General features: G+C 58.4%; 18 protein-coding genes and 1 pseudogene. 11 read left to right on the forward strand and 8 right to left on the reverse strand.

Annotated features, from left to right (window positions below; translation table 11 throughout):
• Positions 1-161 precede the first annotated feature (161 nt).
• From KW848_RS29060 to KW848_RS29075, 4 genes are all read left to right on the forward strand, one after another.
• Positions 162-803 (forward strand): DUF1345 domain-containing protein, encoded by a 642-nt coding sequence (locus KW848_RS29060; protein WP_218538858.1) that lies wholly within the window; start codon positions 162-164, stop codon positions 801-803.
• A 76-nt stretch (positions 804-879) separates the two neighbouring features.
• Positions 880-1719 (forward strand): AraC family transcriptional regulator, encoded by an 840-nt coding sequence (locus KW848_RS29065; protein ID WP_218538859.1) that lies wholly within the window; start codon positions 880-882, stop codon positions 1717-1719.
• A 51-nt stretch (positions 1720-1770) separates the two neighbouring features.
• A complete protein-coding gene (locus tag KW848_RS29070) occupies positions 1771-2385 on the forward strand; it encodes a LysE family translocator (RefSeq protein WP_218538860.1) in 615 nt (204 codons plus the stop codon).
• A gap of 197 nt (positions 2386-2582) precedes the next feature.
• Entirely contained in the window at positions 2583-3041 is a 459-nt protein-coding gene (locus KW848_RS29075; protein ID WP_218538861.1) for a hypothetical protein, read from the forward strand.
• A gap of 67 nt (positions 3042-3108) precedes the next feature.
• On the opposite strand, the gene KW848_RS29080 is transcribed toward KW848_RS29075, so the two are convergent.
• The 3 genes from KW848_RS29080 to KW848_RS29090 form a co-directional block, all read right to left on the reverse strand.
• Positions 3109-5613, reverse strand: a complete 2505-nt coding sequence (locus tag KW848_RS29080) for an autotransporter outer membrane beta-barrel domain-containing protein (RefSeq protein ID WP_256365319.1) — start codon at positions 5611-5613, stop codon at positions 3109-3111.
• Positions 5614-5928: 315 nt separating this feature from the next.
• The gene (locus tag KW848_RS29085; RefSeq protein ID WP_218538863.1) at positions 5929-8070 is read right to left on the reverse strand and encodes a hypothetical protein; all 2142 of its coding nucleotides are present in this window, start codon (positions 8068-8070) and stop codon (positions 5929-5931) included.
• A 346-nt stretch (positions 8071-8416) separates the two neighbouring features.
• On the reverse strand, positions 8417-9292 hold the full coding sequence (locus KW848_RS29090) for a hypothetical protein (RefSeq protein WP_218538864.1): 876 nt from the start codon (positions 9290-9292) through the stop codon (positions 8417-8419).
• A gap of 236 nt (positions 9293-9528) precedes the next feature.
• On the opposite strand from KW848_RS29090, the gene KW848_RS29095 reads away from it, so the two are divergent.
• The 5 genes from KW848_RS29095 to KW848_RS29115 all read left to right on the forward strand — a co-directional run bounded on the left by KW848_RS29095 (position 9529) and on the right by KW848_RS29115 (position 14893).
• The gene (locus KW848_RS29095; RefSeq protein WP_305729618.1) at positions 9529-10554 is read left to right on the forward strand and encodes a LacI family DNA-binding transcriptional regulator; all 1026 of its coding nucleotides are present in this window, start codon (positions 9529-9531) and stop codon (positions 10552-10554) included.
• Between the two features lie 156 nt (positions 10555-10710).
• Positions 10711-11493 (forward strand): sugar phosphate isomerase/epimerase, encoded by a 783-nt coding sequence (locus tag KW848_RS29100; protein ID WP_218538865.1) that lies wholly within the window; start codon positions 10711-10713, stop codon positions 11491-11493.
• Positions 11486-12550, forward strand: coding sequence for a sugar kinase (locus KW848_RS29105; RefSeq protein WP_218538866.1), 1065 nt, complete (start codon positions 11486-11488; stop codon positions 12548-12550). Before KW848_RS29100 ends, KW848_RS29105 begins: the two co-directional genes overlap by 8 nt.
• Positions 12551-12595: 45 nt before the next feature.
• On the forward strand, positions 12596-13894 hold the full coding sequence (locus KW848_RS29110; protein WP_218538867.1) for an MFS transporter: 1299 nt from the start codon (positions 12596-12598) through the stop codon (positions 13892-13894).
• Positions 13895-13915: 21 nt separating this feature from the next.
• On the forward strand, positions 13916-14893 hold the full coding sequence (locus tag KW848_RS29115) for an NAD(P)-dependent oxidoreductase (RefSeq protein WP_218538868.1): 978 nt from the start codon (positions 13916-13918) through the stop codon (positions 14891-14893).
• A gap of 120 nt (positions 14894-15013) precedes the next feature.
• Here the strand turns inward: KW848_RS29115 and KW848_RS29120 are convergent, their stop codons facing one another.
• Entirely contained in the window at positions 15014-16201 is a 1188-nt protein-coding gene (locus tag KW848_RS29120; protein ID WP_218538869.1) for a pyridoxal phosphate-dependent aminotransferase, read from the reverse strand.
• A gap of 244 nt (positions 16202-16445) precedes the next feature.
• Between KW848_RS29120 and KW848_RS29125 the strand changes: the two genes are divergently transcribed.
• The gene (locus KW848_RS29125; protein ID WP_218538870.1) at positions 16446-17177 is read left to right on the forward strand and encodes a hypothetical protein; all 732 of its coding nucleotides are present in this window, start codon (positions 16446-16448) and stop codon (positions 17175-17177) included.
• 116 nt (positions 17178-17293) lie between these two features.
• Here the strand turns inward: KW848_RS29125 and KW848_RS32570 are convergent, their stop codons facing one another.
• From KW848_RS32570 to KW848_RS29140, 4 genes and pseudogenes are all read right to left on the reverse strand, one after another.
• On the reverse strand, positions 17294-18157 hold the full coding sequence (locus tag KW848_RS32570) for a methyl-accepting chemotaxis protein (RefSeq protein WP_375154742.1): 864 nt from the start codon (positions 18155-18157) through the stop codon (positions 17294-17296).
• Positions 18152-18952, reverse strand: a pseudogene (locus tag KW848_RS32575) (MCP four helix bundle domain-containing protein); the annotation flags it as partial. The pseudogene KW848_RS32575 and the gene KW848_RS32570, both read right to left, overlap by 6 nt.
• Positions 18953-19321: 369 nt before the next feature.
• The gene (locus KW848_RS29135; protein WP_218538872.1) at positions 19322-20464 is read right to left on the reverse strand and encodes a glycerate kinase; all 1143 of its coding nucleotides are present in this window, start codon (positions 20462-20464) and stop codon (positions 19322-19324) included.
• Between the two features lie 212 nt (positions 20465-20676).
• On the reverse strand, positions 20677-21804 hold the full coding sequence (locus KW848_RS29140) for a sugar diacid recognition domain-containing protein (RefSeq protein WP_218538873.1): 1128 nt from the start codon (positions 21802-21804) through the stop codon (positions 20677-20679).
• Positions 21805-21973: 169 nt separating this feature from the next.
• Between KW848_RS29140 and KW848_RS29145 the strand changes: the two genes are divergently transcribed.
• A complete protein-coding gene (locus KW848_RS29145; protein WP_218538874.1) occupies positions 21974-23284 on the forward strand; it encodes an MFS transporter in 1311 nt (436 codons plus the stop codon).
• Positions 23285-23355: the final 71 nt, after the last annotated feature.

Genomic DNA, 23355 nt, shown 5'->3' on the forward strand with positions numbered 1-23355 from the left:
GCGTAACAGTCAACGGATATGTTGAATGTGATGGCCACTTTCGTCGGAACGCCGCCCGGAGCCGGCTCGCTCCCACAAGGGTTTGCATCGATCTCTGGGTTATGGTCACAACGGGATGCGCTGGGCTAAGGTGTTTACATACCCAGGCCCATCGAGTTCACATGCCCTTCCTCGCCCGCACCCACCCTCGCCTCTCCTCCGCCGCCACGCTTGGCATTGCCGTGGGCATTCTGGCGCCGGCCGACTCGATCATCAGCAAAATCCTCTTCGGCTGGAACGCCGGCGTCTGGGCTTACCTGATCCTGATGCTCTGGCTCACCGCGCGCGCCAAAGCGCCGGATGTGAAACGCATTGCCGAGGTCGAAGACGAAAATGCCGGGCTGGTGCTGTTTATTGTAAGCATCGCCGCGATAGCGAGCCTGGCGACCATCGCCTTTGAACTGGCCGGCAGCAGGGAGCTGGAAACCACCCGCAAACTGTTGCACTACGGCTTTACGGCATTGACCGTGATCGGTTCATGGCTGCTGATCGGGGTGATTTTCAGCGTGCACTACGCCCGTCTGTTCTACACCTGGGCGGGCAAAGACCCTGCGCTACGTTTTGCTGAAGGCCTGACAACGCCCAACTACTGGGATTTCCTGTATTTCTCTTTCACCATCAGCGCGGCAGTCCAGACGTCCGATGTCGGCGTGGCGACTCGGGATTTGCGCAAGATTGTCCTGGCGCAGACGCTGATCGGTTTCCTGTTCAACACGGCCATTCTGGGCTTCTCGATCAACATCGCAGCGGGACTGTTCAACTGATCAGTGCACAAACGTTCTAGTCATCACCCTCGGCGCGGGCGTTAAATAAGTCGGTAATCCGTCTCGCAGGTGCAGCATGACTTCTCACAACTGGATCGACCTGGCCCAGGACGCCGACACCGGCATCGAGACCCTGCGCGCGCATTTCGAAGGCCATGCCTACGACCCGCACTGGCATGACAGCTATCTGGTGGGCGTCACCGAACAAGGGGTTCAGCAGTTCAATTGCCGCCGGGCGAAGCACCAAAGCACGCCGGGCAAGGTGTTTCTGCTCGAACCGGGCGACATCCACGACGGCGAAGCACCGACCGAAGACGGTTTCACCTACCGCATGCTGTACCTCGATCCGCAGTGGCTGAAACGTGAACTCAGCGCAGTCTTCGACAATGCCCCCGACAACAGTGAACTGAGTTTCGCCAATACCCTGGCCAGCGACTCCCGACTCGCCCATGCCACCAGCCTGGCGTTTCAAACCCTGCATCACGGTGAGCTGAAAATAGTCCGACAGACCGCCCTCGACGGTTTACTCGAACGCCTGACCAGTCACCTGCACTGGCGCGCCCGCTATGGCGAGGATCCGCGCCTGCCGCTGGTGGCGCAGAAGGCACGGGAGTACCTGCACGCCAACGCGCAATACGACATCGGCCTCGATCAACTGGCCGCCGTCACCGGAGTTGATCGCTTCCGCCTGACCCGCGCCTTCAAGGCCGCTTATGGCATGGCACCCCACGCCTACCTCGTGCAATTGCGTTTGGCGACAGCCCGACGAATGCTGGCCCGTGGCGAGCAACCGGCGACGGTGGCGATGGAACTGGGGTTTGCCGATCAGAGCCACCTGGGCCGCTGGTTTGTCCGCGCTTATGGTTTGACGCCAGCGTTGTATCGCAAGCGCTGCTCAAATCTTCCAGACGTGTAAGTCAGGCTTTGTGAGGATCGGCTCCTGAGATCATTCACGGAGTCCGCTGCCATGTTGTCCACCTTTCCCACGTTGCTGCCATTTTTGCTGTTCGCTTTCGTCGCCTCCATTACGCCGGGGCCGACAAACATTTTGGTGCTGAGCAACAGCGCCCGTTATGGATTCAAGGCTGCGTTGCCGATCATTTTCGGAGCCTGCGCCAGTGCGGCGCTCGTTGTCATGCTGGCGGGCAGCGGTTTGGGGCAAGCCTTGAAAGCCCACCCCGATACAGAAACATCCATGCGATGGGTAGGCACTGTCTGGCTCAGTTACCTGGCGTGGCAGATTTTCCGCTTGCCGCCAGACCTGATCGATCCACAGTCTCCTTCCGGCAACCCTCAACTCGGATTATGGGGAGCAGCCGGACTCCAGTGGATAAACCCCAAGACCTGGATGATGGCATTGGCCGTGGTGGGTGTTTTTTCCGGGAACGGTGCAGAAAAAACCCTACAGGTGATGCAATTGTCACTGGTGTTCTTTTTGGTGTCGCTGCCGTGTATGGGGGCCTGGGCGATATTGGGTGCGAGGTCTGGCAAATTGCTTCGATCACCCGCGGCGCAAACGTATTTCTATAGAGGCATGAGCGTACTTTTGCTATGCGCTGTCTGGTTGCCTGTCACGGTATAGCCCGCGAGCACTATAAGTGCCTGTCAGCAGACATCTTGCACGACGGTTTCGTCATTAATTTCACGAATTGCAACCCTTGTAAACTGTCAACAATGACAGTTTACAACCTGTTCAATAACAGGCTTTTATAGCTCATCCAGGATTAGGGCCGAGCATGGCCTTTGGATACCTTACTTAACGTAACGGAGACCGAATCCATGAACGCTGTGATCAAACGCACCAGCTTTGCCGCCGGCAATTACGTCAATGCATCGGCTTTTGCAACTGACAAAGAATTCCCGGAATTTATTGCCACTTCCCGACTGATCGACAGGGTCAAAGCGGGCCCCAAAAAAACGGAAGCCGTGTTGATTACGGCTATTGACCGGCCTGTTTCAAAAACAAAAGCGAAAAGCATGCCAGCTCGAGAACTGCATATTTGCATTCCCGCAACTTTCGAAGTGGGTGACTACCCATTGAAAAGTCGCGACGATGTTAGCTTCAGCTTCAAAGACGCAGACGATACTATTTATGAAGGTATTTCGGGCAACATCGTGTTAGAGCCAGCCGTGGGAGAAAGTGTCAAGGGCTCCTTCAAAATCGACCTAGAACTGCCAGACACTGACGGAAAGACCGTTCTTCTCAAGGGCAACTTTCAGGTACTGAAAGCGGGATAGTCCAATTTGGCATCAATAAAAACGGCAATAAAAAAGGGAAGCCGAAGCTTCCCTTTTTATTTAACACTCAGAACGCGTAATGAGCCCCCATGTTCACGCCAAAATCCTTAGTGACATTGCCGCCTTTACTGCTATCCAGTTCAGCATGGAGTTGCCAGCGATCATTCAATGTCCACGAGGCTCCTGCCCCGACTTCAAACCGGCTACCCGACAGGTCATTGTTGAACTTGTTATCGTTGACCCGAACTTCATTGTTTTTCACGAACTCATGAACGAAGGCTGCCCGAATGTGCGGTTGCAGTACGCTACCGTTGGACAATGTCATACCCCGTCCCAGGGTTACGCCTGCCTTGCCAAGCATGGAGCGCGTCGTATCGGCGTCAGCCTTCAAACCATTATCGAGACTGAAGTCCTTGCCTTGCACGGAGGCTGCTTGCCACTGGGTAAACACTTCTGCGTAATACCCGTCCTTGATGTCGATGTGTTTACCAAACTCGACCGATGCACTCGCGCCCAGGTTGTTGTAATTACCCTCGGTTTGCTTGCCGTCACTCATCGTCACCTTGGCATCGTTGCGGAAATGATTGAGTTTGGCCACGGTATCCACGTAATAGCCGCTATCGCCGAGCCAGGTACCGTAGAGGCCGATGGACGTACTATCGATTTCGCCGGAGCTGCCGCGACTCAAGTCAAGGTTCGACTTACTGTAGCCGGCAAAAACACCCAGCAATACTCGCTCGCCTGCAATCTGTACCGGGGTGTCGACCCCCATGGAAAACCCGTACTGGTCCTGGCTGTAACCATTCCCGTAGGCATTGTTGCTGATGCTGTATCGACTACCGAAAGAGCGGACCCATCCTCCTGTTTGCCCACCGTTGATGCGAAGATCCCCCATCCGGTTGTTCAATAAAACGGTCTCGCCATAGATTACCGTAGGCGCTACGGCGGAAATCGCCATGACCGCACGGGTCGGTGTGCTGACGACTTCTTTATCGGGTTGCAGGTACCAGTCATCACCCTCCTTGACTAAGCGGTAAGTAAACGCCCCGACATCGACCCGTTCGTTGACGAGGCCGTACTGAGCGCTTCCCGCAACGCTTTGCACCACCTTGATCGACGAGTCATTGACCGGATCAAGACCTGTGCTACTCACCAGTAACTGATGACTGCCGGCAGCGCTGCCGGTCACGTTCAACAGGTCGCTGATACCCTTGTTGAAATCAGTACCCATCTCAAACTTGCCGCTGCCCGCCAGATTGGCCACGTTCAGCTGAAAGTAGTCCTGATCCCCCCCCAGGCGTACTCTGCCGCCATTGTTGAGCGTGAGGTTGTTCACCGACTGGCTGTCGGTCATTTGCCACAGGGCACTGTTGTTAATGGAGAAATTGGCTACATTGCTCACCTGACCGGTCAGGCTGGCACCATTGTCCACTGTCAGGCTGGCAGCACTGTCAGCGGCGGCAGCGACGTTCCCGGTCAATACGCTTTGGTTGTTGATCGTTGCATTGGCCACATCTTGCAAATTACCGGTAAACGCAGACCCGTTATCGATCACCACACTTGAGGCGCCCAGCACGTTACCGGTCACCACACTCCGGTTGTTGATCGTTGCATTAGCTACATCTTGCAAATTACCGGTGAACGTAGACGCGTTGTCGATCAGCACACTTGAGGCGCCCAGCACGTTGCCGGTCATACTCGCGCGATTGGTAAGGGTTGCAGAGGTAACGTTCTGTAAATCACCGGTCAACGACGCATTGTTCTGCAAAGTGACGTTGGCCGAACTGCCTGAAGCAACCACGACATTGCCAGTCAAGTGACTGTTATCTACGAGAAAACCGGCCGAGGCGCCAGGGCGGACTTCAAGCAGCGTACCGTTTCCGGCGATCAGGCTCGAGCCATTGCGTACTTGGATGTTGGCCACGGTGGGGAAGTTCGGCGCATTGATGCCGACCACAATGGCCGAGCCGCTCTGGCCTTCCACCCGAGTGCTGTCCAGCACGATCGTCGTTGGAATGATCGCTGATGCCTGTGTGTCAGTACCCACGGTCAAGCCGTTGAGACCACCGGTAATCGTGCTACCGCTGGCGGACAATGAACCCTCAAACAGACGAATCCCGAAACTGTTGGCGCCGGTGCCTTCGACGGTCGAGTTCTGAACGTTGATGTCACTGAATCGGTTGCCCGCGATCCCGCCTTGCAAACCTCGAACAACAGCCTGATTACGCAGGGTTACTGTGGAACCGCCGATACTAGAGACGCCTCGCACAGCCGATATGCCGATCCCTGAGACACTGGTGACCGTCGAATTGCTCAGAATGGCGTTGGCATTTGTCAGGAAAATACCTTGGGCAAAACCACCTTCCCCTGCGGAGGTGACGCTGGAGTTGGTCAGGTCGATCACCCCGCCCGCTGAACTGGTGATACCGAGCGTTGCGGCACCAGAGCCGGTGAGTACGGCGTTGGCTTCAAGTTGCCAGTTCTCAAGGGGGGTATTGGAATCGATGGACTGAGTGGTGCCTGCCGGGACAGTGGCAGCCTGGATCAGTGATGAATTCAACACGAGGGACATAATCGAAAATGTCCAGATGCCGATCGATACTTTGGGAAATGGAGGTTGCGTCTTTAACGACATAGTTGAGTCCTACTCGATTGCATTCCGTCAGGAACGAGTCTCCGGCTCAAACTGTGCGCGAGCCGGACTAAAACGGCCGCCAGACTACGGTTTACCTTTCCAGCTATATGTAGGACAAATCCTTATGTATGTACGATTTATCCGTTGTCGTTGTGAGAGGTTCCATAACTGAACGTAAAAACTTCGCTTCCACTGATGAAGACGACAACTAATGCCGCCTCCATCAGTAGGAAGATTTACTGGAAGTATCGATTAAGGGGTTGTCTCAGGACGCTCTTGCTCGCAATACACCAGGCTCGAGTTCAGCAACGCCACAGGCACCGTGATCTCGGACACGATCCCGTTGACCGTATAAGCGATACGTGCGTAACGGGTAGGAGGACGTTGACCCGCTGTCGTACTGGGCAACTGGATCGTCCTGATCGCGGTGTAGTCTGTCAGTCTGAACTCAAGGTCGCCTGTCGCTGGCATAGGCGCTGAAGCGGTGATGCGCGTACCAGGGATGGCAGGAGCACCCACCGCGCTGGTTGTCCGGCCTTCAAATACCAGATCCACCGTGGCATTCGTCGGGATATTGGTGTCGCGCCGAATTCTTATCCGTAGTTGGCGCGGTTGATAAGGCGGCATGGGTCCATTCGCTACGGCCGGGTGGTTGAGACTCGGGCAGTTGATACTGGTAACGACGCGCTCCGGTACCAATGCAGTTGCTGTTCGGAAGGCTGAAACAATAATTTGAGGGGCCGGCAGATTGATTACGATCGCTGTCACGTCGACTTTTGTCGTAACCACCTGTTTCATTACGTTGGCACTGCCAGGGTACTCGACAGTCACGTAAGCCTCTCTGGGATTACCGCCTGCGACAGTGCCGTTCCGTTCAGCCTGAATCGTGTCCCAAGGCAATGCGGTCGGGACTGTTGTATCCCCCACCCGCACGGGTATCGGCTCGCCAACCTGTTTGCCCTGATAATAGAACTTGACAATTTCCCGGCCTGTTACAGGGCGATTGGGGTCAGTCCACACAGGCCAGTTCATGGCCGCCGCAACGCCTGCCTGCGCTGGGCCTAGCGTGTTAGGGGCCGGCGCCGGTGTACCTGCGCCCTGAATCACCACGGGTGGAATATTAGGGTTCTCCAGCTCCGGCAGGTTCGGTTGTTCTGGCCCGGCGTAAGCAAAGTCGACGACACCAAATGCGGAAGGCGAAACGGGATTGGGCGTAATGGAAGAGCGCTCCAGTTCGTACCAGAATTCGAACTCCACCTCATCGGCCCCGTTGGGATCTCCAAAAACCTGTTCAAAGATGTCGAATTCCAGCTCGAATCTCAGTGGACCTGGGGTGCCTGCGGGTGGAATCACTTGCTCCGGCAAGTTAATAGGCGCACCTGCCTGGTCGGAGGTGATGTACGGGATGATCCGGTCACCGGGAAACGAGTTAAGTGGAAATTTGATTTCCATGATGGCTTTAGTCGGCGCGGGATGCACCGTCGAAAAGGTGATCGGCGTACGGCCAGTAGCTCCAGTAACCGGGATTGTTGGCGCTTCGAGAACAGGTGCCGGTGCCTTGACCCTTCTGAATATGTTGATAATGCCAGGGTTGTTGCTGATATTCCCTGGTAAATCCGTGAGGTTGTAGGAGTAATAGTGCGCGCCTTCATCCAGGGCAGTCAGAAACGCAAGCGGGATGTTGATAGCGCCGCCAATGGGCAGCGGAAAGTCTTTAACGGCTGCTTCTTCACCCTCCATCAATGAAAAGCTTGTTTGCTTAGAGATATAGAAGTTGACCTTGTCGACGCCCGCTTCAAATTTTTGATAAGCAGTGGGAATGATCAGGTTCAGTCCGCCGGCGTTGGCCGGGTCGCTCAACCAGGCATCGTCGATGACGGCAGGCACCGTAGCACCAAGGGTCAGCAACGCCGGCCTTATCCCCGTACCATTGGGCCCGCCTGGTTGCCGCTGGTAAGGCGCGGTCAAGTCGACCAGGGCTTCGGTAAACGGGCCGGAGGTATCGGGGTTGTCATGGGCATCGTAAATGATGAATGCCAGTTCGTAAGGCGTGTACTCACCGGCACCATCGAACTTCTCGGTCAGTGTCGTGGTCGTGACGGGTACATCGAACTCGATCGGGAATGCCCAATCCCCCCCAACCTGGTCGATTTTGAATTTGGTCGCGACCACATAAGTGGGATCGAACTCGACAGGGGTTTCACCTTTCGGAAACAAATGAAGCTCGACTTTGGCGCCGCCGTCGGGACTTTTATCGTCAATATCGGCTAACTGCACCTTGATGATTCGATCTTCCCTGAGTTGCTTATAAGTCAGGCGCTTATCCGGTAGTTGGCCGACAATGGTGGGTGGCAAAGCCAGAACACCGACACCTGCTTTAACCTGCATATTCATTTTCGTACTCTCCATCATGAGTTAATCATTGACCCGCACACGTAATTGCCCGATGGAGAACCGCGCGACTGCTAACTGCATGCTCCGAGTATCAGGTGATTGCCCCGTACTTGAAATCCGGCATTGACGCTTTTCTGTTTCAAACACTGTTAAACGCTAAACACTTACAACTCTTACTGCTTCTCCAGCAACTTCACGGACCACAAAATTCTTTCTTCCCTGGAATGAAATGATCGATCTCTAGCACGCCCTCGGCGGACTTTCCCAGTGGAGCGTTATTGCGACAAAGCGAGTATTTTGACAATTTTTCGAACCGAGACCTACATCTTCTTGCTCTTTTAAATGCCTACTTTTTACAAGTGTCATGTTCACGATCACAATGAAAAATTTCACCTGAAACAACCCGGTCAAACTTAGGGCAACCTACATCGGATTTGCCCAACGCAGTTCCACCGCGATAAAGTGCGTAACTTACCTTCGCCGAACCTGTCGTGCCTGCCTTGCCATCTGTCTTTACCTCTATCTTGCCCATTGGTGCGATGTATCGTTCAAATTTGTCCGCCCCCAAAACAAAATCGAAACCGATGGGGGAGTCGGCATCCTGTTTAGTCAGCTTCTTTACAAACCGGCCCGCGGTACCGGGGATTGCTCTAACGCCGTTCAGTGTGTAGAAACCCTCCCAATCCAGGATGCACTCATCATCTTCGGAAAACCGGCCGGGTTGCGCTGGAACGCGCACTTTTACTTCGTCCCACATTCGCGGCACTGAACAGCAATTGAAGTACCCCCAGAGTGTTGCGCTGGGGAACACCGGTTTAGCCAAATTGGTCGGCACCTGGCGCTTCAACGTGAACCGTTGTGGCAACGCTGTGTCCTCGTTGCCGTTATCTCCCAATATGACCCGGTACCGTAGGCTGATCTCACCTTCACGTTGTAGGTACTGTGCCGGCAGATGGAACCGCGCGGGGATTGTTACCGGGACGGGAAAAGCGTTGCTATAGAAAAGCGTTTCAAGCCCCGCACCCGGCTCCAGCACCCAGATTTCCAACAAGTCGCTTTTACCAATACAGACGGATGGCCCCTCCCACATGGGAATGTTCAGGTACACGCCTTTGGTCGATGCATCAGGCGGCAACTGCGCCGTCGGGTCGTTTGGATCTACGCCCTCCACAGTGAACGCTCGGGCGAACAAACCAATTCCGGTATTTGTTGTAGAAGCCATTTGTTGTTCCCCGGTTCAGAGTAATTGGGTGCGCATGGAACAAATTAGACCCGCTTATCTCATTGCCGCCTACTGTCACATTTGACAGGTAGCGCGACCGCTCGTCGGAATAACAACGCTTCGCTCCATCGATCGCGGCACGACTTGCTTGACGTACGACCCTTAATGGAGTTTCCTGAAACCGGTTTCAGCGCAGTATGCTCGAGCCTAATAACTCCAATAGAAAGGTCAACCTTTTGAACGATTTCTCCGCCGCCCAACGCAGCCGCGTGACCATGCTCGACGTCGCCGAACACGCCGGCGTCTCCAAGGCCAGCGTCTCGCGCTTCATCGGCGATGACCGCGCCCTGCTCTCCGATGCCATAGCCCTGCGCATCGAGCAGGCGATTGCCGAACTCGGCTATCGCCCGAACCAGATGGCCCGCGGCTTGAAGCGCGGACGCACTCGCCTGATCGGCATGCTGGTGGCCGATATCCGTAACCCTTATTCGATTGCCGTGATGCACGGGGTGGAAACCGCCTGCCGTCAGCACGGCTACAGCCTGGTGGTGTGCAACACCGATCGCGATGACGAGCAAGAGCGTCAGCACCTGGCGTTGTTGCGCTCGTACAACATCGAAGGCTTGATCGTGAACACCCTCGGCCATCACCGCGACGAGTTACGTGAACTGCACCGGGAAATGCCGCTGGTGCTGGTGGATCGCAAGGTCGAGCAGCTGGAGAGTGATCTGGTCGGCCTGGACAATCCGGCCGCCGTTGAAATGGCCCTCGCTCATTTGCAAGAACGCGGCTATCGCGATGTGCTGCTGGTCACAGAACCCTATGACGGCACCAGTTCGCGGATCGAGCGGGTCAGCAGTTTCAAGGCGCAGATCGAGCAGCGTCCGACGCTTCAAGGGACCATCGCCGAGACCGGCAGCGATCTGAGCACACGTTTGAAAACCTTCCTCGAAACACCCGGCCCCGGTCCGAAAGCGCTGTTCTGCGCCAACGGTATCGCCGCGCTGGCCACCACCCATTCGTTGCGTGAACTGAAGTGCAATCTTTTCGAGGATGTCGGCCTGATCGCCCTCGATGATCTGGATTGGTATCCGCTGGTGGGTAGCGGGATCACCGCCCTCGCCCAGCCGACGGCTGAAATTGGCGCCAGTGCGTTTGAGTGTTTGCTCAAGCGTTTGCGTGGTGATGACGGGCCGGTGCGGACCCTGGATTTTTCGGCGCGGTTGATTGTGCGGGGGTCGACCCTTGGAGATTTGCGGTGAATGTTATGGCCCCTTCGCGAGCAAGCCCGCTCCCACAAGTGCACCGCGGTCCAAGGTGGGAGCGGGCTTGCTCGCGATGAGGCCGGTAAATTCACCACAAAACATCATCACTATTTTTTTGAACAAAAATGAAACCGGTTTCAGAGGTATACAACAATGAATAAACCACCCGTTTCCATCAGCCTGTCGAGCTACGGCGCCGACCTTGTTCGCCAACGCGGCCAAGGCAGCTTCATCGACGTATTGGCCGCCGCGGGCGCCACGCGCATCGAATGGCGCGAAGAACTGCTGACCGTCGAAGACCCCGCGCAACTGGCCGATGCCACGCAGGCCCAAGGCCTCGAAAGCGTGTATTCCTCGCCGATGGAGTTGTGGCTGGCCGGCCAGTCAAAACCCAATCCCGAACTGATCTCTGCGCTCCAGCGCGCCCAGGCATTCGGTGCCAAATGGCTGAAAGTGTCCCTGGGATATTTCACCGACAACAGCGACCTCCAGACCTTGTCCCGCGTACTGGGCAAAAGTGCGGTGCAGTTGCTGGTGGAAAACGATCAAACCCTGCACGGTGGCCGCATCGAACCGTTCCAGCGCTTTTTCACTGAAATCGAGCAACATAAGCTGCCGGTCAAAATGACCTTCGACATCGGCAATTGGCATTGGCAAGACCAGTCCGCCGCCAGCGCCGCGCGGTTGCTCGGTCGCCACGTCGGTTATGTGCACTGCAAAGCCGTGACGCGCCGGGCGGACGGCAAACTGGTCGCCATACCGCCGGCCGTCAGTGACCTGTATCTGTGGGAGCAACTGCTGCGGCACATGGCCCAAGGCGTGATGCGGGCGGCGGAATATCCGCTGCAAGGCGACGACCTGGTGCAGCTGACCACCGAGCACGTCGCCACCCTCGCCCGCCTCGGTCAAACCCGGTTGGAGAGCGCTCATGTCTGAGATCGATATCCTGTCGTTCGGCGAAACCATGGCCATGTTCGTCGCCGAGCAGAACGGTGATTTGGCCGACGTCGGCCACTTCCACAAACGCATTGCCGGGGCCGACAGCAATGTCGCGATTGGCTTGTCGCGGTTGGGCTTCAACGTGGCCTGGTTGAGCCGGGTGGGCGCTGATTCTCTGGGACGGTTCGTGATCGACACCCTGGAAAAGGAAGGTCTGGATTGCAGTAACGTCGCCCTCGACACCGCGCACCCCACCGGTTTTCAGCTCAAGTCGCGCACCGACGACGGCAGCGATCCGGTGGTCGAGTACTTCCGCCGTGGGTCGGCGGCGAGTCACCTGTCGCGGCAGTCGATCGCGCCTGAGTTACTGAACGCCCGGCACTTGCATGCCACTGGCATTCCCCCGGCGCTGTCCGAAACGGCTCGGGAAATGTCTTTCGAATTGATGACCCGCATGCGCAATGCCGGGCGCAGCGTGTCTTTCGACCCGAACCTGCGCCCAAGCCTGTGGGCCAGCGAACAACAGATGATTAGCGAGATCAACCGTCTCGCCGCCCTCGCCCATTGGGTGCTGCCGGGGTTGAGTGAAGGCCGTTTGCTGACCGGTTTCGAAGACACGGCCGACATCGCAGCGTTCTACCTCGACCAAGGCGCCGAAGCCGTGGCGATCAAACTGGGCCCGCACGGTGCGTATTACCGCACCCATCTGGACCAGGGTTTCGTGGCGGGCGTGCCGGTGAAAACGGTGGTCGACACCGTCGGTGCCGGCGATGGTTTTGCCGTTGGCATGATCAGTGCCCTGCTGGAAAACCACAGCTTTGCCGACGCCGTGAAGCGTGCCAACTGGATTGGCAGCCGCGCGGTGCAGAGCCGTGGGGATATGGAGGGGTTGCCCAATCGACTTGAGATGTCCGCCGAATTTGAGGCCGCCATTCGCGAGCAAGCCCGCTCCCACATTCAATCGGATTCGCCCTCCCATTCTGTGTATGACACAGATTCAAATGTGGGAGCGGGCTTGCTCGCGAAGAGGCCCGCACAATCCCTGAAGATTTAACCCGTTACCTGCTGCGACAAAAACAACAAGCTCAGGAGCACCACTATGAAAACCGCAACACTCGCCGCCCGCCGCTGGTGGTACATCATGCCGATCGTATTCATCACCTACAGCCTGGCGTACCTGGACCGCGCCAACTACGGGTTCGCCGCCGCCTCCGGGATGGCCGCCGACCTGATGATCACACCGGGCCTGTCGTCGATGCTCGGCGCACTGTTCTTCCTTGGCTACTTCTTCTTCCAGGTGCCGGGCGCGATCTACGCCCAGAAGCACAGCGTCAAGAAGCTGATTTTCGTCAGCCTGATTTTCTGGGGTGGCCTGGCCACGTTGACCGGGATCGTCTCCAACGCCTATTGGTTGATCGTGATTCGCTTCATGCTCGGGGTGGTCGAAGCGGCAGTGATGCCGGCGATGCTGATCTATCTGTGCCACTGGTTCACCCGTGCCGAACGCTCGCGCGCCAACACTTTCCTGATCCTCGGCAACCCGGTGACCATGCTCTGGATGTCGGTGGTCTCGGGGTATTTGGTGCAGCATTACAGCTGGCGCTGGATGTTCATCATCGAAGGTTTGCCGGCGGTGCTCTGGGCGTTTATCTGGTGGCGTCTGGCCGATGACCGTCCCGCCCAGGCCAAGTGGCTGAGCGACCAGGAAAAGCACGATCTGCAAAGCGCCCTGGCCGCCGAACAGGTGGGCATCAAAGCGGTGAAGAACTACGCCGAAGCCTTCCGTTCGCCCAAGGTGATCATCCTGGCCTTGCAGTTTTTCTGCTGGAGCATCGGCGTCTATGGCTTCGTGTTGTGGCTGCCGTCGATCCTCAAGGCTGGCGCGCAAATGGACATGATCGAAGCCGGCTGGCTCTCGGCGCTGCCGTATCTGGCGGCGGTGATTGGCATGCTGCTGGTGTCCTGGGGCTCGGACAAAATGCAGAAGCGCAAACGCTTCGTCTGGCCGCCGCTGCTGATCGCCTCGATTGCTTTCTATGGCTCCTACGCCTTGGGCGCTGAACACTTCTGGTGGTCCTACACCCTGCTGGTGATCGCTGGCGCCTGCATGTACGCGCCTTACGGTCCGTTCTTCGCAATCATTCCGGAAATCCTTCCAGCCAACGTGGCCGGGGGTGCCATGGCGCTGATCAACAGCATGGGCGCGCTCGGTTCGTTTGGTGGTTCGTATCTGGTCGGTTACCTGAACAGCTCCACCGGCTCGCCGGGTGCTTCTTATCTGTTGATGAGCGGCGCGTTGATGCTCTCGGTGGTTCTGACAATTTTCCTCAAGCCCGGCGCCAGTGACCGGGTCGTGGTCAAGGCCGCTGTGCAACGGTCTACGGCCGCTCATTCCTGAATTGAAGTTGAGATGATGACGATGAAAAAGCAGGTTGTGCTGTACAAGAAACTCTCGCCGCTGCTGATGGCTCGCCTGCACGAGCAGACCGAGGTGACGCTGATCGACAACCTCAATGCCGACGGCTTGGCAGCGCTGCGCGAGGCCCTGCCCCGCGCCCATGGGTTGCTCGGTGCGAGCCTGAAACTGGATGCCGGATTATTGGATCTGGCACCTGATCTGGAAGCCATCGCCAGCGTCTCCGTGGGGGTCGACAACTACGACATCGACTACTTGACCGAACGACGGATCCTGCTCAGCAACACCCCGGACGTGCTCACCGAAACCACGGCCGATACCGGTTTCGCGCTGATCCTGGCGACCGCCCGGCGCGTGGTGGAACTGGCGAACATGGTTCGCGCCGGTCAGTGGAAGCGCAATATCGGTCCCGCGCAGTTCGGTACCGATGTACACGGTAAAACCCTGGGCATCATTGGCATGGGACGGATCGGTGAGGCGCTGGCCCAGCGTGGGCATTTCGGGTTTGGCATGCCGGTGATTTACCACAGCCACTCGCCGAAACCGGCGGTGGAGCAGCGGTTCAATGCGCAATACCGCAGCTTGCCGGAGCTGTTGCAGCAGGCGGATTTCGTTTGTCTGACTTTGCCGCTGACCGCTGAAACCGAAGGGCTGATCGGCGCAGAGCAATTCGCTCTGATGCGCCCAGAAACCATCTTCATCAACATTTCACGGGGCAAGGTGGTGGACGAGGCAGCACTGATCCGGGCCTTGGGTGAGGGGCAGATTCGCGCTGCGGGGCTGGATGTGTTCGAGCGTGAACCGCTGGACACTGACTCTCCGCTGTTGCAGCTGAACAACGTGGTGGCGACGCCGCACATTGGCTCGGCGACGCATGAAACGCGGGAGGCGATGGCCACGTGCGCGGTGGATAATCTGCTGGCGGCGCTGGCGGGTAAGCGGCCGAAGAATCTGGTGAATGTCGGGGCGTGGAAGGCTTAAGAAATTCGGCGCCTGTCAGGCAGCCTTCGCGGGCAAGCCCGCTCCCACAGGGTTTTGTGAACGCCAGAGATCCCTGTGGGAGCTCGCTCGCGAAGAGGCCGGCAATGGCAATACAGACTTTCAGGCCCGACGCGCTTCCAGCAAGTCCGCCGCACACAACGCAATCCGCCGACACGCATCCGCCAGCTTCAGCTGATCCACCACCAACCCCAGTCGAATATGCCCCGCCGCACTCGGCCCGAACGCTTCACCCGCCAGCACCGACACGCCATAACCTTCCAGCAGCCGCTCGGCAAAACCCTGGGCACACAACCCGGTCTGGCGTACATCGATCATCACGAACATCCCGCCATCAGGCCGGATCGGCCGGATGCCCGGGCAATCCCTCAGACGCGCGCACACCAGGTCGCGACGCTGGCGATACTCCTCGCGCATCTGCGCCACTTCCGGCAGGTCCTCATCCAGCGCCAATTGCGCAGCGTTCTGAATGAAATCCGGAATGCCAAACAGCATGCACAACGACAGGTGCACCAAGTGTTCGGCCAAAGGTTTCGGCCCGATCACCCAGCCCACGCGCCAACCGCTCATGGCGTGGGATTTGGACAGGCTATTAATGGTCGCCGTGCGCTCAGCCATGCCCGGCAGGCTCGCCGGGCTGATGTGCACGCCTTCGTACAACAGATCGCTGTAGACCTCGTCGCTGATCAGCCACAGGTCGTGACGAACACACAGCGATGCCAGTTCCTGCCAGACCATCAGCGGCAAACTGGCGCCGGAAGGATTGTTCGGACTGTTGAGCAAAATGGCACGGGTCTTGGGGGTGATCAGCGCCGCGACATCCGCCGGATCGACCCGAAAGCCGTTCTCGGGACGTACCGCCACCGGCACTACTTTGGCCGCGCAGGCACCGAACACGCCTTCATAGGTCACGTACATCGGCTCGGCGACGATCACTTCATCGCCCGGGTCGAGCAGGCACTGCGCGACCGAATACACCGCACACTGCGCACCCGGCAGCACGATCACATGATCGGCCTCCACCGCTTGACCACTGCGACGTCGATGGCGGTTGGCAATGCTGTCGCGTAACCCCCGACTGCCACGTACTGACGGGTAGTGGGTGTCACCGGCCAACAAGCTATCGATGCACGCCTGAACGATGGGCTGCGGCGTATCGAAGTCGGGATCGCCGATCGATAGCAACAGCACATCAACACCCTGCTCAATTAATTCCAGTGCTCGGTCATGAATCTGCCAGGCCGCAGCGCCGTCACCGGCGATTCGTTTGGTCAAGGCTGAATAGCGCATGTAATTCTCCAGTCGCGCAGGTTCCAAGCCACAACCCTATCTCAAATCACGAAACGCGCCAGCTATTTGGCATCACCCGCAGCTCGCGGTGTAAAACCCACTAATGTGGCTGCATTCTCGTGGGCCGTCTACCTGACAGATCTGACAGTAGACGAGGGTGTTATCGGGCGGCTCAATGACGTCAGGAATTTCGTTTTCCCGATGCAGTTTCCTGCCGAAAACCACCTAACGATGGAGCATCGACATGTCGAATTTGAATGATGGAGTCCTTGAACTGGCGCGCCCCGAAATTATTGGAGCATTGCCCAATTTTCCAGGTAGTGAAAATAATCTGCTGCCAAGGGCATTGCTTTTCGACCCGCTTAAAGTGGCCATTCCCACCTGGCAAGAGCTGGAATCTCCCGCATTTCTGACACTCTGGTTAGGCTGGAATGGGCAAACCCTGCCAGTCACAGAATACTATTTCGAACCACCAATCAACCCCGGCCTGTTCCCCTATACCGCAGAAATTGCACCCCAGCTTTTTTCGCAGGAGGGCGAATACGAAGTCCACTATAAGTTAGATATAGGAGGAAATGAGTACGTGTCGCACCTCAACACCTTCACCGTCGACAGGACTCCACCAAACTTAGGTAATCCTGGCCCATTGCCTTTGTTTCCACAGGATTTGATTGATCGCACCATCACTCCCGAATACCTGGCAGCACACAACGACGAGGTGGAAGTCACCATCGCACGTTATTTAGGTCAACGGCCGTGCGACGTCATCACGTTCTATTTTGGCGCTGCGACCGAAAATAATGGTCTGCAGATATCCGTCCATGACTCAGCTTCCGACACGGTTTTCAAACTCAAAGGGGACATTATTCGTGCGAAAGGCGATGGAGACCACTTCGCGTTCTATTCGCTGAACGACCGCGCCGGTAACGAAGGACGCAATTCTCGGTATCAGCCAATCAGAGTGAGTGGAATGTAAAAACAAAACGGTTGTAGAGAGCCTTGTAGAACTAACAGCACTCTTTCATTTCTTCCAGCTTATACCGCTACTGTTCCACTAAAGCTGGAGCGTTGAGTCGCTCCAGCTTTAGGCCTTCAAATCACGAAACGCGCCACCATGGCATTTAAATCCACGGCCAGGCGCGACAGTTCGTGCGTCGCGGCGCTGGTCTGGTTGGCACCGGTGGCGGACTGGGTGGCCAGGTCGCGAATGTTCACCAGGTTGCGATCGACCTCGCGGGACACCTGGGCCTGTTCTTCGGACGCGCTGGCGATTACCAGGTTGCGCTCGTTGATCAATTGGATCGACTGAGTGATCTGCTCCAGCGCCACACCCGCGGCGCGGGCCATTTCCAGGGTGCTTTGGGTGCGTTGATTGCTTTGTTGCATTGAGGAGACCGCTTGGCCGGTGCCGTTCTGGATGCCGGCGACCATTTTTTCAATTTCCTGGGTCGATTGCGCGGTGCGGTGGGCCAGCGCCCGGACCTCGTCGGCCACCACCGCAAAACCGCGCCCGGCTTCACCGGCACGGGCGGCTTCGATGGCGGCGTTCAGTGCGAGCAGGTTGGTTTGCTCGGCGATGGCGCGGATCACGTCCAGCACCTTGCCGATGTCGCGCCCCTGAGCGGCCAGGCCTTCGATCATCACCGAAGTGTTTTGCACATCGTGGGTCATGGTCTGGATCGCGCCGACAGTTTCCACCACACGGTCACGACCTTCGCGGGCGGCCTGGGTCGACTGGTTCGAGGCTTCGGATGTCGACACTGCGTTGCGTGCCACTTCTTCCACGGCGGCGGTCATTTCGTTGACCGCGGTGGCGGCCTGTTCGATCTCGTTGGTCTGCTGTTGCAGACCGCGGGACGCTTCCTGGGTGACCGTGCTGAGTTCTTCAGCGGCGGCACCCAGCTGGGTGGCAGAACCGGCGATTTGTTCGATGGTTTTGCGCAGGCTGGCCTGCATCGCGGACAAGGCACCGAGCAAGCGGGCCGGTTCGTCAGTGCCGTCGACCTCGATGACGTTAGTCAGGTTGCCGCCGGCAATGGTTTGCGCCGCCAGCAACGCACGGTTCAGCGGTGTGACGATGCTGCGGGTCAGCAACCAGGCCAGCAGCACGGTCATCAGCGCCGCGATGACCGCCACGGCGATGATGCCGGTAATGGCGCTGCGGTACTGCTCGCCCGCTGTGGTCGATGCGGTTTTCGCATCGGAACTATTCAGCGCCACCAGTTTGTTCAACTGCTCGCCCATCTGGTCCGTACCTTCCTTGATCCGGGTGTTGATCAGCGTGCGCATTTCATCAAGCTTGTTCTGTCGCGACAGCTCCAGCATCTGATTCTGGGCTTGCATGTAGCTGTCCAGCGTGGCCGTGAACGTCTTGTACAGCGCAGCTTCTTCCGGTGAGGCCGACAACGCGGCATAACTCGATTGTGCGCTGCGAACCTTGTCGACCAGCACGCCGATACGCGTCTGGGCTTCCTGCAACGCGGCTGGATCACGATTGACCAACACCCGGAACGAGAGAATGCGCAGACGCAGTACGTTTTCCGTCAGGTTGCCGAGAAACCCGACGCTGGGCAGCTGCGTGGTTTCCATGTCGATGGAGGCTTGGTGGATGCTCGTCATGCGGTTCACGGCAAACACACCCAGCACGATGACGAGCAAGGCAATGAAGGCAAAACCCAGGAAAGCTCGAGGCGCGATATTCAGATTACGCAGTGACATAGGATGATTCTCGGGTGATGGGGCTACGAGCATCCTTGCGTGATCGCTGAAATGGCGGGCGGCGGCGCACGCGCGTTCAGTTTGGCGCCACTGTTGGAATAGGTTTGTGTGGGCCTATTGGCTGTATCGGCCGGAGATGAGGATTTTTGCGGGGCGTTGAGAAATAAATTTCAGGAGGTTGCGAGTGTTTCAGCGGTGAAACACCCGAGCGATACGTAGCAGCTGCCTTGTGGCGAGGGGATTTATCGAAACGTCGCACCGCCCCGTTGGGCAGCGAAGCGGCCCCTGTTTTTCCAGCCATACCGTCCAATGGATTACGACGGCTTCGCCGCCGAACGGGGCGGTGCGACGTTTCGCTAAATCCCCTCGCCACAACGCAACTGCTACAGAATCGTGGGGGCGTCAGGTTTTGCGAGCGGCCACTCTCCAAACCCGCGCAACATCACTCGCCCGTTCCCGCAACAACCGCGGTGCCTCGGCACACGCCTGTTCCAGTGTCATCGGTCCACTGGCCAAGGCAAACGCGGCATCGATGCCATGTTCGTACAGCGCCTGATACCCCTCACCCAGTGTTCCGGCGAGGACGATCACCGGCACGCCGTGCTGCCGAGCAATACGCGCCACACCAAACGGCGTCTTGCCACGCAGGGTCTGAGCGTCGAAACGACCTTCACCGGTGATCACCAGGTCGGCGCCTTCGACCGCACCCTCCAGGCCGACCAGTTCGGCGACCACTTCGACCCCGGTCTTGAACTGCGCCCCCAGAAACGCTTTGGCGGCAAACCCGAGACCGCCTGCCGCACCGCTACCCGGTTCGTCACGTACATCTTTGTTCAGGACCTGAGCGCACCGTTCGGCAAAGTGCCCGAGCGCGCGATCCAGTTGCTGGACTTGCTCGGGCGACGCGCCTTTTTGCGGGCCGAAAATCGCTGAGGCACCGTGAGGGCCGCACAGTGGATTGTTGACGTCGGCGGCGATGTCGAATTGCACCTCGGCCAGACGCGGATCGATTTCACTCATGTCGATTCGCGCCAGTTGCGCGAGGGCCAAGCCGCCCGGTGACAGTATTTGCCCCTGGGCGTCCAGCAGTTTGACGCCCAAGGCTTGCATCGCACCCGCCCCGCCGTCGTTGGTGGCGCTGCCGCCAATCGCCAGAATGACCCGTTGCGCCCCGGCATCGAGCGCCGCGCGGATCAACTCGCCGGTGCCGAATGTACTGCTGATGCAGGCATCACGCTTGCCCGGCGGAACCAGTTGCAAGCCACTGGCCTCGGCCATTTCGATGATCGCGGTGTGGCTCTGGGGCAGCCAGCCCCAGGCGGCCTCAACCGTTGCGCCGAGCGGCCCACGGACTTGGGTGCGGCGCAGTTCGCCCTCGCACGCCGCCAGAATGGACTCGACGGTCCCCTCCCCGCCGTCCGCCATCGGGCATTTGACCAGGAGCGCATCGGGCCACACCTGCGCCAACCCCAGAGCAATGGCGTCAGCCACACCCTGGGCACTCAGGCTGTCCTTGAACGAATCGGGGGCGATGACGATTTTCATGCGAATTCTCCAGTTCCAATGCGTTCCATGCTGCCAGCAGGCAAGAACAATAACGCCGGTCCGCTGCACAAGCCGGTGTGGCGTTTATTGTTCATTTCCACAAAGTCCGTGTTTTCAAATCTAGCTCCGAGTTGGCTGATCGTCCGCTATCGCGAGCAAGCTCGCGATGACGTCCTCGGACTCGCCATCGCCATCGCCGGCAAGCCATGCGCCTACAGAGTTGTGGGCGCGTCAGTCTGGGGTAGGAGCTGGACGCCGAGATAGAGCGCAAGCATCCCGTCCAGCTTTAGCGGATCAACACCGCTGAGCTCGGCAATCCGCTCCATCCGGTAACGCAAACTGTTGCGATGGATGCCCAGCGCATCGGCGCAAGCCTGGCTCTGACCATCGTGATCGCACCAGCTGCGCAGGGTCGCCAGCAGTTGGCCGTTGCCATCCTTGGCGATGACTTTGCGCAGCGGTTTGAGCAACTCGTCCAACGCGTCGTCGTTGCGGTGCCGCCAGAGCATCACCGGCAACCGATAACGGTTGAGCGTCAGCAAACGGGAATGCGGCAACACCTCTCGCCCATAGGCCAGCAAATCGCCCACGCGTCGATAGCAACGACGCAGCCCGGACAATCCATCCGCCTGCCCGCCCACGGCGATGCGCAGAATGTTCCAGCCGAGGCCGTCGAGTTTTTCCAGCAGCCGATCATTCTCGATCGCCTGCGCCGCCGGTCGGCACCAGAGCAACGATGACTTGGCCGAACTCATGCACCAACTGTCCGGGTAGCGCGAGGTCAGCCAGGCGCTGAGCGCCTCGACAGTTTGCCCCGGACCGTGTTCCATCCCTAACTCGAACAGGTACGGCACCCGCGTCATCTGCGGCTTGAGCCCCAGCTGCTGCGCTTCGTCGATCAACCGCGGCGAATCCCCGGCCTCGCTGAGCAGCAGCGCCAGCAGATCGTCGCATCGCTGGCGCCGCCATTGCTGTTCGGCCTGCTGATTGCGCTGGGCGACCAGCATCTCGGCGGTCATCCGCACCAGTTCGGCGTAGGTGCGCAATTGCTCGGGTTCACCGGTGATGCCCAGCACGCCAATCAAGCGCTGATCGAGCAACAACGGCAGGTTGATACCCGGTTGCACGCCTTTCAAATGAATCGCCGTTTGGGCGTCGATCTCCACGACTCGCCCGTTGGCCAGCACCAGTTGCGCACCTTCATGCCGGGTGTTGACCCGCTCCGGCTCGCCGCTGCCAAGAATCAGGCCCTGGCTGTCCATGACGTTGACGTTGTACGGCAGGATGGCCATCGCCCGGTCGACGATGTCCTGGGCCAGGTCGTGATCGAGTTCGAACATAGCGCGGATCCTTGAAAGCGTGATGGAGCGGATTGTTCACCCGCACAGGCCTTGGTTGCAAACCCTGTGCTCAGGCACAAAGACAATGACCCAGACGGTGGCCGAGACTCACCGGGCGGTCAACGTTACCCTTGCATCGCAAAAAATCATAATAAAGAGAGAGCCCGCCATGTCACAGAGCGCCGCCACTACCCAGGCCATCGTTGACGAAAAAAATGCCGTCTACAAGCGCATTACCCTGCGTTTGATCCCCTTCATCTTCATCTGCTACCTGTTCAACTACCTCGACCGGGTGAACGTTGGATTTGCCAAGCTGCAGATGCTCGACGCGCTGAAGTTCAGCGAAACCGTGTACGGCCTCGGGGCCGGGATCTTCTTTATCGGCTACGTGTTGTGCGGCGTCCCCAGCAACCTGGCCCTGACCAAATTCGGCCCGCGCCGCTGGATCGCGCTGATGATGATCGTCTGGGGCTCGCTCTCGACCTGCCTGCTGTTCGTCACCACCCCGACCGAGTTCTACACCTTGCGCCTGTTTACCGGTGCGGCTGAAGCCGGGTTCTTCCCGGGCGTGGTGCTTTATCTCTCGCAGTGGTTTCCGACCTTCCGCCGTGGCCGCATCATGGCGCTGTTCATGTCGGCAATCCCGGTGTCCGGCCTGCTCGGCAGCCCGTTTTCCGGCTGGATTCTCAATCACTTTGGCGCAGGCCAGGCAGGTTTGGCGGGCTGGCAGTGGATGTTCCTGCTGCAAGGCATTCCGACGGTGATCCTCGGCGCTCTCGCCTACTTCCTGCTCAGCGACAGTTACGCCAACGCCAAATGGCTCACGCCGTTCGAGCGCTCGGTGCTGGAAGCCGACCACGCTATCGATCTGGCCAACAAACCGAAAACCACCACCGACTCGCTGCTGGCCGTGTTCAAGAACCCGGCGATCTGGGCCTTCGGCCTGATCTATTTCTGCATCCAGAGCGGCGTCTACGCGATCAACTTCTGGCTACCGTCGATCATCAAGAACCTGGGCTTCAGCGATAACCTGGTGATCGGCTGGCTCAGTGCGATTCCGTACCTGCTGGCGGCACTGTTCATGTTGATGGTCGGCCGCTCGGCGGACCTGCGCAAAGAACGCCGCTGGCACTTGGTGGTGCCGATGCTGATGGGCGCGGTGGGTTTGCTGATCGCTGTGAACTTTGCGACTACGCCGGCCATTGCCATCCTCGGCCTGACCATCGCCACCATGGGCGCCCTCACCGGCCTGCCGATGTTCTGGCCGGTGCCGACTGCGCTGCTGAGCGCGGGCGCTGCGGCAGGTGGTTTGGCGCTGATCAACTCCATGGGGCAGATGGCCGGGTTCCTGAGTCCGTATCTAGTGGGTTGGGTCAAGGACAGCACCGGGTCGACCGATGCCGCGCTTTACCTGCTGGCGGGCGTGATTGTTTGCGGGAGTTTGTTGGCGCTGCGCATGACCCGTACGCTTCGCGTCTGATCACCGGCAACTGATCGTTCCCGCGCTCTGCGTGGGAATGCAGCCCGGGACGCTCTGCGTCCCTTTCCAGA

The sequence above is a fragment of the Pseudomonas sp. PDM25 genome, from assembly GCF_019219045.1.
Lineage (GTDB): Bacteria > Pseudomonadota > Gammaproteobacteria > Pseudomonadales > Pseudomonadaceae > Aquipseudomonas.

Excerpts from the sequence above, each read along its gene's own strand:
- KW848_RS29085 (WP_218538863.1), bottom strand. The coding sequence starts at position 8,070 with ATGAATATGCAGGTTAAAGCAGGTGTCGGTGTTCTGGCTTTGCCACCC.
- KW848_RS29105 (WP_218538866.1), top strand. The coding sequence starts at position 11,486 with ATGTCTGAGATCGATATCCTGTCGTTCGGCGAAACCATGGCCATGTTC.
- KW848_RS29065 (WP_218538859.1), top strand. The coding sequence starts at position 880 with ATGACTTCTCACAACTGGATCGACCTGGCCCAGGACGCCGACACCGGC.
- KW848_RS29140 (WP_218538873.1), bottom strand. The coding sequence starts at position 21,804 with ATGTTCGAACTCGATCACGACCTGGCCCAGGACATCGTCGACCGGGCG.
- KW848_RS29135 (WP_218538872.1), bottom strand. The coding sequence starts at position 20,464 with ATGAAAATCGTCATCGCCCCCGATTCGTTCAAGGACAGCCTGAGTGCC.
- KW848_RS29120 (WP_218538869.1), bottom strand. The coding sequence starts at position 16,201 with ATGCGCTATTCAGCCTTGACCAAACGAATCGCCGGTGACGGCGCTGCG.
- KW848_RS29060 (WP_218538858.1), top strand. The coding sequence starts at position 162 with ATGCCCTTCCTCGCCCGCACCCACCCTCGCCTCTCCTCCGCCGCCACG.
- KW848_RS29110 (WP_218538867.1), top strand. The coding sequence starts at position 12,596 with ATGAAAACCGCAACACTCGCCGCCCGCCGCTGGTGGTACATCATGCCG.
- KW848_RS29070 (WP_218538860.1), top strand. The coding sequence starts at position 1,771 with ATGTTGTCCACCTTTCCCACGTTGCTGCCATTTTTGCTGTTCGCTTTC.
- KW848_RS29100 (WP_218538865.1), top strand. The coding sequence starts at position 10,711 with ATGAATAAACCACCCGTTTCCATCAGCCTGTCGAGCTACGGCGCCGAC.
- KW848_RS29090 (WP_218538864.1), bottom strand. The coding sequence starts at position 9,292 with ATGGCTTCTACAACAAATACCGGAATTGGTTTGTTCGCCCGAGCGTTC.
- KW848_RS29125 (WP_218538870.1), top strand. The coding sequence starts at position 16,446 with ATGTCGAATTTGAATGATGGAGTCCTTGAACTGGCGCGCCCCGAAATT.
- KW848_RS32570 (WP_375154742.1), bottom strand. The coding sequence starts at position 18,157 with ATGCAGGCCAGCCTGCGCAAAACCATCGAACAAATCGCCGGTTCTGCC.
- KW848_RS29115 (WP_218538868.1), top strand. The coding sequence starts at position 13,916 with ATGAAAAAGCAGGTTGTGCTGTACAAGAAACTCTCGCCGCTGCTGATG.
- KW848_RS29145 (WP_218538874.1), top strand. The coding sequence starts at position 21,974 with ATGTCACAGAGCGCCGCCACTACCCAGGCCATCGTTGACGAAAAAAAT.
- KW848_RS29075 (WP_218538861.1), top strand. The coding sequence starts at position 2,583 with ATGAACGCTGTGATCAAACGCACCAGCTTTGCCGCCGGCAATTACGTC.
- KW848_RS29080 (WP_256365319.1), bottom strand. The coding sequence starts at position 5,613 with ATGTCCCTCGTGTTGAATTCATCACTGATCCAGGCTGCCACTGTCCCG.